The 16,125-nt window shown below is 60.9% G+C and carries 14 protein-coding genes; 5 read left to right on the top strand and 9 right to left on the bottom strand.

The annotated features are described in order from the left end of the window. The first annotated feature begins 3 nt into the window (after positions 1-3). The 5 genes from CGA21_RS10140 (at position 4) to CGA21_RS10160 (ending at position 5,567) form a co-directional block, all read left to right on the top strand. Positions 4-681, top strand: coding sequence for a heavy metal response regulator transcription factor (locus CGA21_RS10140; RefSeq protein ID WP_033056445.1), 678 nt, complete (start codon positions 4-6; stop codon positions 679-681). Then, positions 671-2,035 carry a heavy metal sensor histidine kinase gene (locus tag CGA21_RS10145; RefSeq protein ID WP_188264146.1) on the top strand — a complete coding sequence of 455 codons (1,365 nt, stop codon included), beginning with the start codon at positions 671-673 and terminating at the stop codon, positions 2,033-2,035. The genes CGA21_RS10140 and CGA21_RS10145 overlap by 11 nt, the downstream gene beginning before the upstream one ends. A gap of 151 nt (positions 2,036-2,186) precedes the next feature. Continuing rightward, positions 2,187-2,408, top strand: coding sequence for a hypothetical protein (locus CGA21_RS10150; RefSeq protein ID WP_042955887.1), 222 nt, complete (start codon positions 2,187-2,189; stop codon positions 2,406-2,408). A 249-nt stretch (positions 2,409-2,657) separates the two neighbouring features. Further along, positions 2,658-3,926: an OprD family porin gene (locus tag CGA21_RS10155; RefSeq protein WP_223194097.1), complete on the top strand. Its 1,269-nt coding sequence runs from the start codon at positions 2,658-2,660 to the stop codon at positions 3,924-3,926. Positions 3,927-4,073: 147 nt separating this feature from the next. After that, positions 4,074-5,567, top strand: coding sequence for a sensor domain-containing diguanylate cyclase (locus CGA21_RS10160; RefSeq protein ID WP_110751618.1), 1,494 nt, complete (start codon positions 4,074-4,076; stop codon positions 5,565-5,567). A 78-nt stretch (positions 5,568-5,645) separates the two neighbouring features. On the opposite strand, the gene lpxC is transcribed toward CGA21_RS10160, so the two are convergent. From lpxC to murD, 9 genes are all read right to left on the bottom strand, one after another. After that, a complete protein-coding gene (gene lpxC / locus CGA21_RS10165) occupies positions 5,646-6,557 on the bottom strand; it encodes a UDP-3-O-acyl-N-acetylglucosamine deacetylase (protein WP_008060300.1) in 912 nt (303 codons plus the stop codon). Positions 6,558-6,669: 112 nt separating this feature from the next. Beyond that, positions 6,670-7,863 carry a cell division protein FtsZ gene (gene ftsZ / locus CGA21_RS10170; RefSeq protein ID WP_110751612.1) on the bottom strand — a complete coding sequence of 398 codons (1,194 nt, stop codon included), beginning with the start codon at positions 7,861-7,863 and terminating at the stop codon, positions 6,670-6,672. Positions 7,864-7,941: 78 nt separating this feature from the next. Next, the gene (gene ftsA / locus CGA21_RS10175) at positions 7,942-9,201 is read right to left on the bottom strand and encodes a cell division protein FtsA (protein WP_008060298.1); all 1,260 of its coding nucleotides are present in this window, start codon (positions 9,199-9,201) and stop codon (positions 7,942-7,944) included. Between the two features lie 15 nt (positions 9,202-9,216). After that, the gene (locus CGA21_RS10180; RefSeq protein ID WP_110751610.1) at positions 9,217-10,083 is read right to left on the bottom strand and encodes a cell division protein FtsQ/DivIB; all 867 of its coding nucleotides are present in this window, start codon (positions 10,081-10,083) and stop codon (positions 9,217-9,219) included. Between the two features lie 4 nt (positions 10,084-10,087). Continuing rightward, positions 10,088-11,053, bottom strand: coding sequence for a D-alanine--D-alanine ligase (locus tag CGA21_RS10185; protein WP_188264148.1), 966 nt, complete (start codon positions 11,051-11,053; stop codon positions 10,088-10,090). Next, positions 11,050-12,510, bottom strand: a complete 1,461-nt coding sequence (gene murC / locus CGA21_RS10190; RefSeq protein WP_020800850.1) for a UDP-N-acetylmuramate--L-alanine ligase — start codon at positions 12,508-12,510, stop codon at positions 11,050-11,052. The genes CGA21_RS10185 and murC overlap by 4 nt, the downstream gene beginning before the upstream one ends. Next, positions 12,503-13,573: an undecaprenyldiphospho-muramoylpentapeptide beta-N-acetylglucosaminyltransferase gene (murG, locus tag CGA21_RS10195; protein WP_020800849.1), complete on the bottom strand. Its 1,071-nt coding sequence runs from the start codon at positions 13,571-13,573 to the stop codon at positions 12,503-12,505. Before murG ends, murC begins: the two co-directional genes overlap by 8 nt. After that, a complete protein-coding gene (gene ftsW / locus CGA21_RS10200; protein ID WP_008060279.1) occupies positions 13,563-14,780 on the bottom strand; it encodes a putative lipid II flippase FtsW in 1,218 nt (405 codons plus the stop codon). Before ftsW ends, murG begins: the two co-directional genes overlap by 11 nt. After that, positions 14,777-16,123, bottom strand: a complete 1,347-nt coding sequence (gene murD / locus CGA21_RS10205) for a UDP-N-acetylmuramoyl-L-alanine--D-glutamate ligase (RefSeq protein ID WP_110751606.1) — start codon at positions 16,121-16,123, stop codon at positions 14,777-14,779. Before murD ends, ftsW begins: the two co-directional genes overlap by 4 nt. Positions 16,124-16,125: the final 2 nt, after the last annotated feature.

The following is a 16,125-nucleotide window of genomic DNA, read 5'->3' on the forward strand; positions in this document are numbered from 1 at the left end:
GTCATGCGCGTCCTGATTATCGAAGACGAAGAAAAAACCGCGGATTATCTGCACCGCGGCCTGACGGAACAGGGTTACACCGTGGACCTGGCCCGCGATGGCGTGGAAGGCCTGCACCTGGCGCTGGAAAGCGACTACGCGGTGATCGTCCTCGACGTGATGCTGCCGGGCCTGGACGGCTTCGGCGTATTGCGCGCCTTGCGTGCGCGCAAACAAACGCCAGTGATCATGCTCACCGCCCGCGAACGGGTCGAAGACCGCATCAAGGGCTTGCGCGATGGTGCCGACGATTACCTGGGCAAGCCATTTTCCTTCCTCGAGTTGGTGGCACGCCTGCAAGCGCTGACCCGGCGCAGCGGTGGCCACGAGCCGGTGCAAGTGAGCATCGCCGACCTGTGGATAGATTTGATCAGTCGCAAGGCCACTCGCGCCGGCACACGCCTGGACCTGACGGCCAAGGAGTTTTCGCTGCTCAGTGTGCTGGCCCGTCGCCAGGGTGAAATCCTGTCGAAGACGGCCATCGCCGAAATGGTCTGGGACATCAATTTCGACAGCGACGCCAACGTCGTCGAAGTCGCGATCAAGCGCTTGCGAGCCAAGCTCGATGGGCCATTCGAAGAGAAATTGCTGCACACGATTCGTGGCATGGGTTATGTGCTGGAGAGCCGTGGTGTCCAGTAATAGCATTGCGCTGCGCCTGAGCGGGATGTTCACCCTGGTGGCGTTGCTGGTGTTCCTGTTGATCGGCTGGGCGCTGTATCAACAGGTCGACAAAGGTTTGGGGTTGTTACCCGAAGCCGAACTGGACGCGCGCTACAGCGTGCTCGAATCGACCGTCGGCCGTTACGGCACGCCCGAGCACTGGGTGAAGATCAATAACAAGCTCAAGCTGCTCGGCGAAGAAGACAAGCGCATCAGTTTCTGGATCGTCAGCGGCGATCCCCAGTACGAATACGGCAATCCGACCCCGAGCATCCGTGCCTTCGCCGAAGGACCGTTGGGCATGCGCGACATGCAACTGGCGGATCACCCCTACCCGTTGAAAGTGCTGGTCAGCCAGTTCCCGGCCAAGGACCAGCGCCCGCCCCTGCGCTTCATGATCGGTATCGACACCGAAACTTTTTATCATACCCAGCACCAGTTGCTGATCGCCCTGATCAGCTTGGCGGTTATCGGCGTGCTGATGGCCTCGGCGCTGGGCTACTGGGTGGCGCGGATCGGGCTCAAGCCATTGATCAAGCTATCCCAGGAAGCCCAGCGCCTGGCCCCGCCATTGCGTTCAGGTCGCTTGCGTTTGTCGTCGCTACCCCCTGAGTTGAATCAGTTCGTCGACTCGTTCAACTCGACACTGGAACGGGTCGAACAGGCCTACTCGCGCCTGGAATCGTTCAACGCGGATGTCGCCCATGAACTGCGCTCGCCGCTGACCAACCTGATCGGCCAGACCCAGGTCGCGCTTACACGCGGGCGTTCGGCGGAACACTATTTCGAGGTGCTGCAATCGAACCTTGAAGAACTTGAACGGCTGCGCTCGATCATCAATGACATGCTGTTCCTGGCCAGCGCCGACCAAGGCAGCAAGGCCACCAAACTGACCTCCACTTCTCTGGCCGAGGAAGTGGCGACGACTCTGGATTACCTGGATTTCATTCTCGAGGATGCCCAGGTACAGGTTCAGGTCAGCGGCGATGCCCAGGTGCAAATCGAGATCGCCCACCTGCGCCGGGCCTTGATCAACCTGCTCAACAACGCTGTGCAGCACACCGGCCCCGGACAAGTCATCGAGGTGCGAATCGAAGCAGGCGAGCACCAGGTCAGCATCGGCGTCGCCAACCCCGGTTCACCGATTTCCAGCGAGCACCTGCCACGCCTGTTCGAACGCTTTTACCGGGTCGATGCCTCGCGCAGCAACAGTGGCAACAACCACGGGTTGGGCCTGGCCATCGTCAAGGCGATTGCCCTGATGCATGGCGGCGATGTGTTCGTGCGCAGCGACCATGGCATGAATACCTTTGGCATGCATTTGCCCGTCTGATTCACGCGGCCCCTCGCCACAGGGTTGCTCACTTATCCACTTTTGCTCTTTGCGTAACAGTCCTTTCATGAATCCGCTCTTTTTCCTTTCCTCCAAGCCCCTTATCTTTGCCCGCACCAAACAGCACTTGCCAAGCAAGAAGGTTTAAAAGATGTCCAACAGTATGGGTATTGCCAGCGCTTTCGTTCTGTCTTCTCTGTTCCTGTCTCCGTTCGCCATGGCCGAAGAGTCGCAGGCCTTCGTCGCGCAAAATACCGCCCGGGCCGCAGCCTACGAAGAGCACCAGATCGAGATGACCGCCAAAGCCCAGGAGGCCACCCAAGCCCCACAAGCGTCGAGCGTCCAGGCCAAGCAAGCTGAGAAAGACAGCTGATCGCCGCGCACCGCTCCAGTTTCCCTCGACACTTTTCAACGGCTCTTCCCATTGAAAAGTTGTCTTCAAAGCCGCTGCTATCAGCGGCTTTTTTTCGTTGTGGTTTTAACACCCGCTGCGTCCTTTTTTCGCCAACAGGACACCTCTGCGACTGCAAGAAAAGTGCTGTTCCCCGCTGACCCAGGAGCTTTACCCCCCGTGCGTTTCCCACTCAGTTCACCTGCGCTGTTCGTTGCAATCGCTGCAACGATGACGGCCAATGCTCACGCCACCGACAATTCAGCTGCCCATGGTTTCGCCGAAGACGCCAGCCTCACCCTCAACGCGCGCAACTACTACATGAACCGCAACCGCCAGCAGCAGGCTGATGACAATATTGAATGGGGCCAGGGTTTCCTGGGTATCTTCGAGTCGGGCTTCACTGAAGGTCGCGTCGGGTTCGGCTTCGACGCCCATGCGATGCTCGGGCTCAAGCTAGACGGTGGTGGCGGCACGGACAATTCGAGCATCCTGCCGGTCAGCGATGGCAACGGCAAAGCACCGGGCTCGTTCTCCACCGCAGGCGGCACCCTGAAAATGCGTGCCTTCGATACCGAATTGAAGGCCGGTGACCTGTTTCTCGCCAATCCGGTGATTGCCGGCGGTGAGACCCGCATGTTGCCGCAGACGTTTCGCGGCGTCAGCCTGACCAACCACAGCTTCGACGGCTGGCTGATAGAGGGTGGGCAAGCGAGCTTCACCAAGCCGTATAACCAAAGCGGCCATACCCGCATCGGTACGTCCTACGGCACCTTGGCCGAAGGTGACGAGAGTCGCCATCTCAACTGGGCAGGCGTGGCCTGGAGCAGTCTGCCCGGCTTGAGCAGCAGCCTGTATGCCGCCGAGCTCAAGGACATTTGGAACCAGTACTACTACGACCTCGATTACACCTATGCGCTCAACGAGGTGGTCAGCCTCAACCCAGGCCTGCACTTCTATCACACGCAAGACACCGGTGACGCGCTGCTCGGCCACATCGATAACAACACCTACAGCCTGCATTTCACCCTCGGCATCGGCAATCACAGCGTCACCACTGCTTACCAGCGAGTCAATGGCAACACCCCATTCGACTACATCAGCCAGGGTGATAGCGTATTCCTCGACAACTCCCAGCAATACTCGGACTTCAACGGCCCCAACGAACGCTCATGGAAACTCAAGTACGCCTATGACTTTGTCGGACTCGGCCTGCCGGGACTGACCTGCGCGCTGTCCTACTCCCGAGGCAAGCTGGACCTGACCAAAGTCGATCCAGACAGCCCAGGGTACAGCGCTTGGTATAGCGCCGATGGCAAAAACGCCAGGCACTGGGAGCGCGACATCGAGCTCAAGTACGTGGTCCAGGCTGGCCAGGCGAAAAACCTTGCCCTACGCCTGCAATGGGCAACCAACCGGGGTGGCAACGGTTATGGCGCACTGGATCAGGACACTGACGAATACCGGGTGATTTTCGACTACCCGCTCAATGTCTTCTAAGCTTCAGTAAACAAAAGGCCGGCACGTTTTGCTGGCCTTTTTTTATCCGGAGTGCGCAGGGAGGCGGTGGATATGACGGGTGTCCGGGACACTGCCCGATTCTTGTAAAAGAATGTTCCCGACGCCTAGACAGCAGAAGCCAGAACCATGAGCGAGCGCAGCGCGACATTTCACCCCACAACCCCATCCACGCGTTCCGAGCGATTGGTGATTGTCGGCAGCGTCTTGATGGTGATTGCCATCCTCGGCATCGTGGCGTTCCTGCTGGTGCGTGAACGCGCCAATGCCGAACTGTCAGCCAGTCGCTCCGCGGCCAACATCGTGCAATTGATCGAAGCCGACGTCCTGCGCAACGTCGAGCTCTATGACGTCTCCTTGCTCGGCTTGATCGCGGCCTCGCGTCGTGAGGACCTCATGCACGTTTCCCCGCAGATCCGTCACCTGGCCTTGTTCGATCGCGCCACCGCGGCGCCGTACAAGGGTGACATCCTGTTGCTCGACCAGCAGGGCAACGTAGTCGCCGACTCGGCTTCGCGAGAACCCAGGGCAGGCAACTTTGCCGACCGCGAGTATTTCCTGTCCCACGTGAACAACAGCGACCCGGGCATGTTCATCAGCCGTCCTTTTCAGTCCCAGTTGGTCAACAACGAATGGCGCATCAGCTTCAGCCGCCGAATCAGTGGCGCCCAGGGCGAGTTCCTTGGGGTCGCCGAAGCGGCCATGCGCCTGAGCTACTTCGAACAGCTGTTCAACAGCCTGAATATCGGTCCTGACAGCTCGATCAGCCTGATCAACAAGGATGGAATTCTCCTCGCCCAAGTCCCACGCATGGGCGAAGACCTGACCGGCTCGGACTTCAGCAGCCGCCCCAACTTCCAGCGCATCGTCAAGGAAGGCAACGGCAGCTTCAGCAGTGTCTCGAGTCGCTACCAGGATCAACGGCTCTACACATTTTCCCAGGTTGGCAATCTGCCGCTGATTGTTATCGTGGCGCTGTCGGGCGCAGAAGTGTTTGCTTCATGGCAACGCACGGCGCTGGTGGTCAGCCTGGCCACAATTGCGCTGTGTGCGTGCCTGCTGTGGCTGACCTGGTTGCTCTGCCGCGAACTGCGCCTGCGCCACCACGCCGAACTGGAACTGGCGCAACTGGCCGCCACCGACGCCTTGACCGGGCTGGCGAACCGCCGCACGCTGGACCAGACGTTGCGTCATGAGTGGTTTCGCGCCCAGCGTTCCGGCAAGCCATTGTCGCTGCTGATGATCGACGCCGATCACTTCAAGGCCTTCAACGATCGTCATGGCCATCAAGCCGGCGATGAGGCCTTGCGCGCAGTATCCAATGTGTTGCGCACCCACGTAAGACGGCCTGCCGACCTGGTCGCGCGCTACGGTGGCGAGGAGTTTTCGGTGGTCCTGCCGGAAACCGATATGGCGGGCGCACAACAGATCGCCGAGCGCATTCGTGAGGCCGTCGAGCAGCTACCGCCGATCGACGGAACCGACTCGCCGATTACCGTGAGCATTGGCATCAGCACCTGGAATGCCTGCTCCGACATCAACCTGGAGGTGCTGATGTTCGCCGCCGACAAAGCGCTGTATCAAGCCAAGGAGACCGGGCGCAATAGGGTGGTAGCCTTGTAGTGGATAGCGATGAACATCCGCACACATAAAAAAAGGCCACCCGAAGGCAGCCTTTAAAAAACTAGAGAGGTTTTTTACTTACACGGCCGCTACAGGGCGCATGTAAGAGATCGGTGCGGTGCTGGCGTCTTCGAACGTCACGACTTCCCAGGCATCTGTCTGCTCAATCAACTTGCGCAGCAGCTGGTTGTTCAGTGCGTGGCCGGACTTGAAGCCCTTGAACTCACCAATCAGGCTATTGCCCAGCAGGTAGAGGTCACCAATTGCATCGAGGATCTTGTGTTTCACGAATTCGTCTTCGTAGCGAAGGCCGTCTTCGTTCAATACACCATCAGCGTCGACCACAATAGCGTTTTCAACGCTGCCGCCGAGTGCGAGGTTGTGCTTGCGCAGGTACTCGATGTCACTCATGAAACCAAAGGTACGGGCGCGGCTGACTTCTTTTACGAACGAAGTGCTGGAAAAATCCACGCTTGCACTTTGTGTGCGGTCACGGAAAACCGGGTGATCGAAATCGATCTCGAAGCTCACCTTGAAACCTTCGAAAGGGACGAAAGTGGCGCGCTTGTCGCCGTCTTCCACAGTCACTTCACGCAGGATGCGGATGAACTTCTTGGCGGCGTCCTGCTCTTCCAGGCCAGCCGACTGAATCAGGAATACGAAAGGTCCAGCGCTGCCATCCATGATCGGGACTTCGGACGCGGAGAGCTCGACGTAGGCGTTATCGATGCCCAGGCCAGCCATGGCCGAGAGCAAGTGCTCCACCGTATCCACTTTGACGTCACCGTTGACCAGCGTGGTCGACATGGTGGTTTCGCCAACGTTTTCTGCGCGTGCAGGGATCTGCACCACGGGATCGAGGTCGGCACGACAAAACACAATGCCGGTGTCGATCGGCGCAGGCTTGAGGGTCAGGTATACCTTCTCCCCGGAGTGCAGACCTACACCTGTGGCACGGATAATATTTTTCAGTGTGCGTTGTTTAATCATGGCTTGGGCCGCTTCAGCGCAAATTGCGAACTGGTATCAACAAAGGCTGGCGATGATAGCAGACCACGCCTTTGCTGAACACCAATCACCTTCATAGCCCTGATACATTTCATCAATCGGCCTGACGACGCAGGAATGCCGGGATGTCCAGGTAGTCCAGATCATCTTGCGGATTCATCTTCGCGGCAGCCGCAGCACCGGCCTGGGCCTGGTTGCGCATGACGGTCGGACGGTCCAGGTCACGGTAGTTCACCGCTGGAGCTTCTTGACGAACAGGGGCCTGTTGTTGCGGCTGGGAAGCCATCGACGTGTGGACGGTATTGTCGATGATCTTCACCGGCTTCTCGATTTTAGCGCCCAAACCGGTAGCAACGACAGTCACGTGCAGCTCGTCGCGCATGTCTGGATCGATAACGGTACCGACCTTGACCATGGCGTGCTCGGAAGCGAAGGCTTCGATGATGCTACCCACGTCGGAGTACTCACCCAGGGACAGGTCAGGACCGGCGGTGATGTTCACCAGGATGCCGCGTGCACCTTGCAGGTTCACGTCTTCGAGCAACGGGTTGCGAATGGCCGCTTCGGTGGCCTCGCGTGCACGGTTCGGACCGCTGGCGCAGCCAGTGCCCATCATCGCCATGCCCATTTCGCTCATCACGGTACGGACGTCGGCAAAGTCGACGTTGATCATGCCCGGGCGCTTGATGATGTCGGAAATACCGCGAACGGCACCGGCCAGTACATCGTCAGCCTTGGCGAAAGCCGACAAGAGGCTGGCGTCCTTACCGAGGATGGTCAGCAGCTTCTCGTTCGGAATGGTGATCAACGAGTCGACGCTTTCCGACAGCAGGCGGATGCCTTCATCGGCGATCTGCATGCGCTTGCGACCTTCGAACGGGAACGGACGGGTCACCACCGCAACGGTGAGAATCCCCATTTCCTTGGCCACTTCGGCAATGATCGGCGCAGCACCGGTACCGGTACCACCGCCCATGCCAGTGGTGATGAACACCATGTTGGTGCCCTGCAGGACTTCGGCAATGCGCTCACGATCTTCGAGAGCGGCCTGACGACCTACTTCAGGGTTGGCACCCGCGCCCAGGCCTTTGGTCACGCCGGTACCCAGTTGCAGGATGGTCCGCGCGCCAATGCTCTTGAGCGCCTGGGCATCAGTGTTGGCGCAGATGAACTCGACGCCTTCAATGTTGCTCTTGACCATGTGATTCACGGCATTGCCGCCGCCACCGCCGACACCGATAACTTTAATAACCGGGCTTGCGGGGATGTTGTCTACGAGTTCGAACATTTTCCCTCTCCTTTACGTTCTCTAGTTTTTTCGCCTACTGCCTGTATCTACAACGGTGTTGCGGTGCTGCGGTAAATCTTAGAAATTGCCCTGGACCCAGCTCTTGATGCGATCGAGCAAGGCACCTTTGGGTTCTTCGTTGCTGAAGCTGTCGCGGCTACCGATACCCGAGAACGAGATGCCGTCGGATTGCTTCTGCAGGCCGTACATCAACAGGCCAACGCCCGTGGAATAGATCGGGTTGCGCACCACGTCATCCAGGCCCTTGACGCCGTGGGGCACGCCCAGGCGCACCGGCATGTGGAAGATTTCCTCGGCCAGTTCAGTGGCGCCTTCCATCTTCGCGGTACCGCCAGTCAGCACGATGCCGGCCGGGATCAGGTCTTCGTAGCCACTGCGACGCAGCTCCGCCTGGATCAGCGTGAACAGTTCGTCGTAACGCGGCTCGACCACTTCGGCCAAGGCCTGGCGGGACAGCTCGCGCGGCGGACGGTCGCCGACGCTCGGGACCTTGATGGTTTCACCGGCGCCCGCCAGTTTGGCCAGGGCACAGGCGTAGCGGATCTTGATTTCTTCGGCGTACTGGGTCGGAGTGCGCAACGCCATCGCGATGTCGTTGGTCACCTGGTCGCCCGCAATCGGGATCACCGCGGTGTGACGGATCGCGCCTTCGGTGAAGATCGCGATGTCGGTGGTGCCGCCACCGATGTCCACCAGGCACACGCCCAGCTCTTTCTCGTCGTCGGTCAGCACGGAATAAGCCGAAGCGAGTTGCTCGAGGATGATGTCGTCGATTTCCAGGCCGCAGCGACGCACACATTTTTCAATGTTCTGTGCGGCGTTGACGGCGCAGGTGACCACGTGGACCTTGGCTTCCAGGCGCACACCGGACATGCCCAGTGGCTCGCGGACGCCTTCCTGGTTATCGATCACGTAATCCTGCGGCAAGGTGTGCAGCACCCGCTGGTCAGCCGGGATCGCCACGGCCTGGGCGGCGTCGAGTACGCGCTCAAGGTCGGCGGAGCTGACTTCGCGATCACGAATTGCCACGATGCCGTGGGAGTTCAGGCTGCGGATATGGTTGCCGGCCACGCCGACAAACGCCGAGTGGATACGGCAGCCAGCCATCAGCTGCGCTTCTTCGATGGCGCGCTGGATCGACTGCACGGTGGACTCGATGTTCACCACCACGCCTTTCTTCAGGCCTCGGGACGGATGGGTGCCGATCCCGACGATTTCCAGCGTGCCGTCGTCCGCGACCTCGCCGACCAGCGCCACCACCTTGGAGGTGCCGATATCGAGACCGACGATCATTTTGCCGCTTTGCACGTTTGCCATGGGGTCCTGCCTCTCTTAATTCTTCGCGACAGCGGGTTGGGCTGTCGTCGGCGCTACTGGTTCCCGCCAGCCAACAGCGAGGCCGTTGGCGTAGCGCAGATCGATGCGCGCAATGTTCGTAATCTGCTCTTTGAGCGTCTTGTCATAGATGGCAATGAAACGGCGCATCTTTTCCACCAGGTTGCCGCGTCCCAGCAGCAGTTCGATCCCGGGCCCGGCACTGCCAGGGCCGGTCGTCAGGAACCAGCTGCCTCGTTCACGCAACTCCAGGCGCGCAATCGAGAAGCCCAATGGCCTGAGCAACTGGCTCAGTACCTGATATTGCTGCATCACCTGCTGTTGGGCCCGCTGCGGACCAAACAACTGCGGCAAGTGTTCGTAGTTGGCCAGCTCGCGCGGGGTAAACGCCTGCCCCTGGTTATTCAGCAGCGATTCGTCGCCCCAACGGGCCACCGGCAGTTGTTCTTCCAGGCGAATCACCACTTGATCCGGCCACACCCTGCGCACTTCGGCGTGGGCAATCCATGGCATCGTTTCAAGCTCGGTGCGCATGCTCTCAAGGTCGATGGTAAAGAAGCTCGCCGCCACGAACGGGGCGATTCGCTGCTGCACCGCTTGCTGGCTGATGTAGCTCAGGTCGCCCTGCACCGCGATCTTGGTGATCGGTCGATCGGCGTACGGCAATAAACGCTGCGCGCCCTCATAAGTACCGAACCCCAACGCGACCAGCAGCACTGGCCAGAACAGCGCTTTGACAAAGCCAAAGTTGGCTTTCGGCAGGCGCGCGGACATCGGCTCTTTGGCCACCATTCGGCTGGCACCCCGCGGCACCGGCTTGCGGCCGGGTGCGGGAGGCTGATGTCTCAACTGTGCGCCTTGCATGGTCTTAACCTCGCGGCTCTTGCTTGCCGAAGCTCTCGGCCAGAATGGCCAAAACCAATTGCTGGAAATCCAGGCCGGCAGCACGGGCGGCCATCGGCACCAGGCTGTGATCGGTCATGCCCGGTGCCGTGTTGACCTCCAGGAACCAGAATTGCCCCTCGGCGTCCTGCATTACGTCCGCCCTGCCCCAACCGGCGATACCCAAGGCTTCACAGGCTTTCGCCGTGAGGTCCATGAGTTCCTTTTCCTTGGCGCTGTCCAGGCCGCACGGAATGCGGTACTGGGTATCGTTGGCGATGTACTTGGCGTCGTAGTCGTAGAAACTGTGCGTCGTGCCCAGGGCAATTGGAGGCAACACCTGGTCACGCAGGGTGGCGATGGTGAACTCCGGACCGTGAATCCATTGCTCGACCAACACTTGCGAATCGTAGGTACTGGCCGCTTTCCAGGCGTCGATCAATTCAGACGCGGAACTCACTTTGGCCATCCCGATACTTGAACCTTCATGGGCCGGTTTGACGATCAAAGGGAAGCCCAGTTCCGTCGCCGCCGAAATACAATCGGCTTCGCTACTCAGTACCGCGTGACGTGGCGTCGGAATGCCCAGGCTGTGCCAGACCTGCTTGGTGCGCAGCTTGTCCATGGCCAGCGCCGAGGCGAGGATGCCGCTGCCGGTGTAGGGAATCCCCAGGCACTCAAGCAGGCCCTGCATGCTGCCGTCTTCACCGCCACGGCCGTGGAGGATGATGAAGGCGCGATCGATCTTTTCGTTCAGCAGACGCTGCAACAGGTCATCGCCGACGTCGAGGCCGAACGCATCCACGCCTGCACTGAGCAGCGCATCGAGAACGGCGTTACCCGACTTCAGTGACACTTCGCGTTCGGCACTCTTGCCGCCGAACATCACGGCGACGCGGCCGAAGTCTTTCGGCGCGACGGTGCTGGCGAGGTTGGCGTAGGCAGCAGTCATTTCAACTTCCCCTCCACCGATGCAACGACGGCACCGGCGAACAACTCACTTTTCAACAGTTTCGGTGCGAGACCGCCGATATCACCGGCGCCCTGGCACAGCAGGATGTCACCGGCACGCAACAGCGGCTTGACCAGCGGCGCGAGGTCGACACCGCGCTCGATGTAGATCGGGTCGAGCTGGCCACGCTGGCGGATGCTGTTGCACAGCTTGCGGCTGTCGGCACCAGGGATCGGTTCTTCACCAGCCGGATAGACTTCCATCAGCAGCAGGACGTTGGCGTCGGCCAGTACATTGACGAAGTCGTCGTACAGGTCGCGCGTACGGCTGTAACGGTGCGGCTGGTAGACCATCACCAGGCGACGCTCCGGCCAGCCGCCGCGCACGGCCTTGATCACCGCGGCGACTTCGGTCGGGTGGTGACCGTAATCGTCCACCAGCATCACCTGGCCACCGTCCACCGGCAGTTCGCCGTAGACCTGGAAGCGTCGGCCAACACCCTGGAACCCGGACAGGCCCTGGACGATGGCTTCATCGCTGACGCCCTCGTCGGTGGCGATGCAGATGGTTGCCAGGGCGTTCAATACGTTGTGGTTGCCCGGCATGTTCACCGAGACATCCAGTGGCTCGCGGTCAGGGCGCAGCACGGTGAAGAACGTCTGCATGCCTTGCTGGCGCACATTGATGGCGCGCACGTCGCAGTCTTCGCCGAAGCCGTAGGTGACGGTCGGACGCTTGACCTGCGGGAGGATTTCACGCACCACCGGATCGTCCAGGCACACCACCGCCAGGCCGTAGAAAGGCAGGTTATGCAGGAACTCGACGAAGGTTTTCTTCAATTTGTTGAAGTCACCGTCGTAGGTCGCCATGTGGTCGGCGTCGATGTTGGTGACCACGGCCACCAGCGGCTGCAAGTGCAGGAAGCTGGCGTCGCTTTCGTCGGCTTCGGCGATCAGGTAGCGGCTGGTACCGAGCTGGGCATTGGTGCCAGCTGCATTCAGGCGGCCACCGATGACGAACGTCGGGTCCAGGCCGCCGGCGGCGAAGACGGAGGCGATCAGGCTGGTGGTGGTGGTCTTGCCGTGGGTACCGGCAACGGCGATGCCGTGGCGATAACGCATCAGCTCGGCGAGCATTTCCGCCCGAGGCACGACCGGGATACGACGTTCCAGCGCGGTGGCGACTTCCGGGTTGGAGGTGTTCACGGCGCTGGACACCACCAGCACATCGGCCGCGGCAGCGTTCTCGGCGCGGTGACCGATGAAAATCTGCGCGCCGAAAGATTCCAGGCGCTCGGTGACGGGCGAAGCCTTGAGGTCGGAACCGGACACTTCGTAGCCCAGGTTCAGCAACACCTCGGCAATACCGCACATGCCCACGCCGCCGATCCCGACGAAGTGGATGCGACGGATGCGGCGCATTTCCGGTTGCGGCATGGCTTTCTGATTCTCAACCATGGGCCACCTCCAGGCAGGTATCGACCACGTTACGGGTGGCATCGGGTTTGGCCAGGCGGCGGGCCGCAGTGGCCATATCGTTGAGTCGTTGTGGTTGCATCAGGACCTCTGTCAGGCGCGCGGCAAGATCCGCTGCACCGGTCGTTCTTTGCGGCATCAGGAAGGCAGCGCCTTCACGGGCCAAATAATCGGCGTTGCGGGTCTGGTGATCGTCGATCGCGTGGGGCAAAGGCACCAGCATCGAGGGCAGACCGGCGGCGGCCAGTTCACTGATGGTCAGCGCACCTGCGCGACATACCACCAGGTCGGCCCAGCCATAGGCTTGGGCCATGTCTTTGATGAACGGCTGCACTTGCGCCTCGACGCCAGCCGCGAGGTAGCGCTGCGCAGTCACTTCATCGTGGTTTTTGCCGGCCTGATGGAACACGTCCGGGCGCAGGTCGACGGGGACTTGCGACAGGGCTTCAGGCAGCAGCTTGTTCAACGGTTCTGCGCCCAGGCTTCCGCCCAGGATCAGCAAACGCGCCTTGCGACCGGCCAGGGCTGGTCGCGGTGTTTCGAGGAACAGCTCGGTGCGCACCGGGTTACCGGTGGTCCGTCGGCTGCTCGACAGGGTAAAGGTGTCGGGGAACGCTTCACAGACCCGGGCGGCCAACGGCACGAGCAACCGATTGGCGGTACCGGCCACGGCGTTCTGTTCGTGAACGATCACCGGCACACCGGCCAGTTTGGCTGCGACACCGCCAGGACCGGTCACATAACCACCAAAGCCCACCACGCAAGCCGGCTGCAAACGACGAATGATCGCCCGCGCCTGCCAGACCGACTTGAGCAACATGAACGGCGCCTTGAGCAGGGACAACTTGCCCTTGCCGCGCAAACCGCTGGCGTTGATCCGATGCAGTTCGATGCCGGCCGCCGGAACCAGTTCGTTCTCGATGCCGCGCGGCGTGCCCAGCCAGTGCACGGTGTAGCCGCGGGACTGGAATTCGCGGGCACAGGCCAAGGCCGGGAACACGTGCCCCCCGGTGCCGCCGGCCATGATCAGTACGTTAGCGCCCATGGTTCGGCTCCTCGGCGAAGTCGCTCTCATGGAACTCCATCTCTTCGCTGCCCAGGTGGGTTCGACTCTCCCACTCGATGCGCAGCAACAAACCCAGGCAGGCACAGCAAATCACCAGCGAACTGCCGCCATAGCTGAGGAACGGCAGCGTCAGGCCCTTGGTCGGCAGAAGGCCGACGTTCACGCCGATGTTGATCAGGAACTGCCCGATCCACAGGAACGACAAACCGTAGGCGACGTAGGCGGCGAAGAACTGCTTGGCCTTTTCGGCCCACAAGCCGATGTACATGCCGCGAATACAAACGAAGACGAACAGCGCCACGGTGCACAGGGAACCCACGGCACCCAGCTCTTCGGCCAGGACCGAGAATACGAAGTCGGTGTGGGCTTCCGGCAGGTAGAACTGTTTCTGCACGCTGTTGCCCAGGCCGACACCCAGCCACTCGCCGCGACCGAAAGCGATCAACGCCTGGGACAGCTGATAGCCGGCACCGAACTGATCGGCCCATGGGTCGGCAAAGTTGGTCAGGCGCGCCATTCGATACGGCTGCATCTGGATCAGCAACACCACCGCCCCGACCGCCAGGACCACCATCAGGGAAAACCGGAACAGCCCGACCCCGCCGAGGAACAGCATCGCCGCAGCAGCGCCCATCATCACGACCGTGGCGCCGAAGTCCGGCTCCATCAGCAAAAGGCCCGCCATCGGCAGCAGCACGATGAATGGCTTGAAGAAACCCATCCAGCTTTCACGCACTTCTTTCTGGCGACGCACCAGATAACCGGCGAGGTAGATCACCACGAACACCTTGGCGATCTCGGAAGGCTGAACGTTGAAGAAGCTGAAGCCGATCCAGCGCATCGAACCGTTCACCTCACGGCCGATCCCCGGGATGATCACCATCACCAGCAAACCGAAGGCACCCAGCAGCATCAACCAACCCAGGCGTTGCCAGGTGGCGATCGGGATCATCATGGTGACGATGCAGGCACCCAGGCCCAGCACCACGTAGATGAGGTGGCGAATCATGTAATACAGGGCACTGCCCGACTGGACGGCCGCCACTTCGGTGGAGGCCGATGCAATCATGACCAGCCCCAGGCCGAGCAGCGTCAGGCAACCGGCAAGCATCGGGAAGTCGAGGTCGATACCGCGCCCGGTGATCAGTGGCGATGGGTACGGCTTGATGATGCCTCGAAGACTCATGCCAGTTCCTCCACGGCTTGGACGAATTGGTGACCACGATCTTCGTAGTTCTTGAACATGTCGAAACTGGCGCACGCCGGCGACAGCAGCACCACGTCGCCCGGTTGCGCAGTGGCGCGGCATTGCTCGACGGCTTCGACCAGGGAGCCCGCACGAATCAGCGGTACGGCATCGCCGATGGCCTGGCCGATCTTGTCGCTGTCGCGGCCCATGAGGATCACGGCGCGGCAGTTGGCCGCCACGGGATCACGCAGGTCCTTGAATTCGGCACCCTTGCCGTCGCCACCGGCGATCAGCACGACTTTGCCGTCGATGTCCGCGCCCAGGCCTTCGATGGCCGCCAGCGCGGCACCGACATTGGTGGCTTTGGAATCGTTGTAATAGCCCACGCCATCCAGGTCACGGACCCATTGGCAACGATGCTCGAGCCCGGCGAAATTGCGCAGGGCCGACAGCATGGCGTCAAACGGCAAGCCGACGGCGTGACCGAGTGCCAAGGCCGCCAGGGCGTTGGACTGGTTATGGGCACCGCGAACTTTCAATTCGCGCACTGGCATCAGGTTCTGGAATTCAAAGGCCAGGTATTTCTCGCCACCTTCTTCGCGGATCCCGAAAGCCTTGAAGTCAGGCTTGTTCAGGCCGAAAGTCCAGCATGGTTGACCCTCGCCGATCAGTGGCCGGCTCAAGGCGTCCTGGCGGTTGACCACGAACTGCCTGGCACCGCGGAAGATCCGGTGCTTGGCCAGGTGATAGGCCGGCAGGCCGCTGTAGCGGTCCATGTGGTCTTCGCTGATGTTGAGCACGGTCGCCACTTCGGCGTTGAGTTGATCGGTGGTTTCCAGTTGGAAACTCGACAGCTCCATCACGTACAACTCGATGTCGTCGTTGAGCAGATCCAGCGCTGGCGTACCCAGGTTGCCACCGACGGCCACACGCTTGCCCGCCGCAGCGGCCATCTCGCCGACCAGGGTGGTCACGGTGCTCTTCGCGTTGGAACCGGTGATGGCCACGATTGGCGCCTTCGCGTTACGCGCGAACAGTTCGATGTCGCCGGACAATTTCACGCCACGGGCAGCGGCGGCCTGCAGCGCCGGGGTCGCCAGTGCCAGGCCGGGGCTCACGTAGAGCTCGTCGGCACGACACAGGAACTCGACGTCCAACTCGCCACAACGCACTTCCACCTGCGGGTAGTCACGCTTGAGCGTGGCCAGTTCCGGTGGATTCTCCCGCGTATCGGCCACTGCAAACGCCACGCCCCGGTTCGCCAGGAAGCGAACCAGGGACATGCCGCTCTTGCCGAGGCCGACAACGATGCGGAAGTGGTCAGACGCGATCAGGGACACGA

Origin of the sequence: Pseudomonas sp. PSB11, assembly GCF_014596605.1 — a bacterium.
In the GTDB taxonomy this organism is placed as follows: domain Bacteria; phylum Pseudomonadota; class Gammaproteobacteria; order Pseudomonadales; family Pseudomonadaceae; genus Aquipseudomonas; species Aquipseudomonas umsongensis.

Excerpts from the sequence above, each read along its gene's own strand:
- murG (WP_020800849.1), bottom strand. The coding sequence starts at position 13,573 with ATGGGCGCTAACGTACTGATCATGGCCGGCGGCACCGGGGGGCACGTG.
- ftsZ (WP_110751612.1), bottom strand. The coding sequence starts at position 7,863 with ATGTTCGAACTCGTAGACAACATCCCCGCAAGCCCGGTTATTAAAGTT.
- lpxC (WP_008060300.1), bottom strand. The coding sequence starts at position 6,557 with ATGATTAAACAACGCACACTGAAAAATATTATCCGTGCCACAGGTGTA.
- CGA21_RS10140 (WP_033056445.1), top strand. The coding sequence starts at position 4 with ATGCGCGTCCTGATTATCGAAGACGAAGAAAAAACCGCGGATTATCTG.
- ftsA (WP_008060298.1), bottom strand. The coding sequence starts at position 9,201 with ATGGCAAACGTGCAAAGCGGCAAAATGATCGTCGGTCTCGATATCGGC.
- CGA21_RS10160 (WP_110751618.1), top strand. The coding sequence starts at position 4,074 with ATGAGCGAGCGCAGCGCGACATTTCACCCCACAACCCCATCCACGCGT.
- murC (WP_020800850.1), bottom strand. The coding sequence starts at position 12,510 with ATGGTTGAGAATCAGAAAGCCATGCCGCAACCGGAAATGCGCCGCATC.
- CGA21_RS10150 (WP_042955887.1), top strand. The coding sequence starts at position 2,187 with ATGTCCAACAGTATGGGTATTGCCAGCGCTTTCGTTCTGTCTTCTCTG.
- CGA21_RS10180 (WP_110751610.1), bottom strand. The coding sequence starts at position 10,083 with ATGCAAGGCGCACAGTTGAGACATCAGCCTCCCGCACCCGGCCGCAAG.
- CGA21_RS10185 (WP_188264148.1), bottom strand. The coding sequence starts at position 11,053 with ATGACTGCTGCCTACGCCAACCTCGCCAGCACCGTCGCGCCGAAAGAC.
- ftsW (WP_008060279.1), bottom strand. The coding sequence starts at position 14,780 with ATGAGTCTTCGAGGCATCATCAAGCCGTACCCATCGCCACTGATCACC.
- CGA21_RS10155 (WP_223194097.1), top strand. The coding sequence starts at position 2,658 with ATGACGGCCAATGCTCACGCCACCGACAATTCAGCTGCCCATGGTTTC.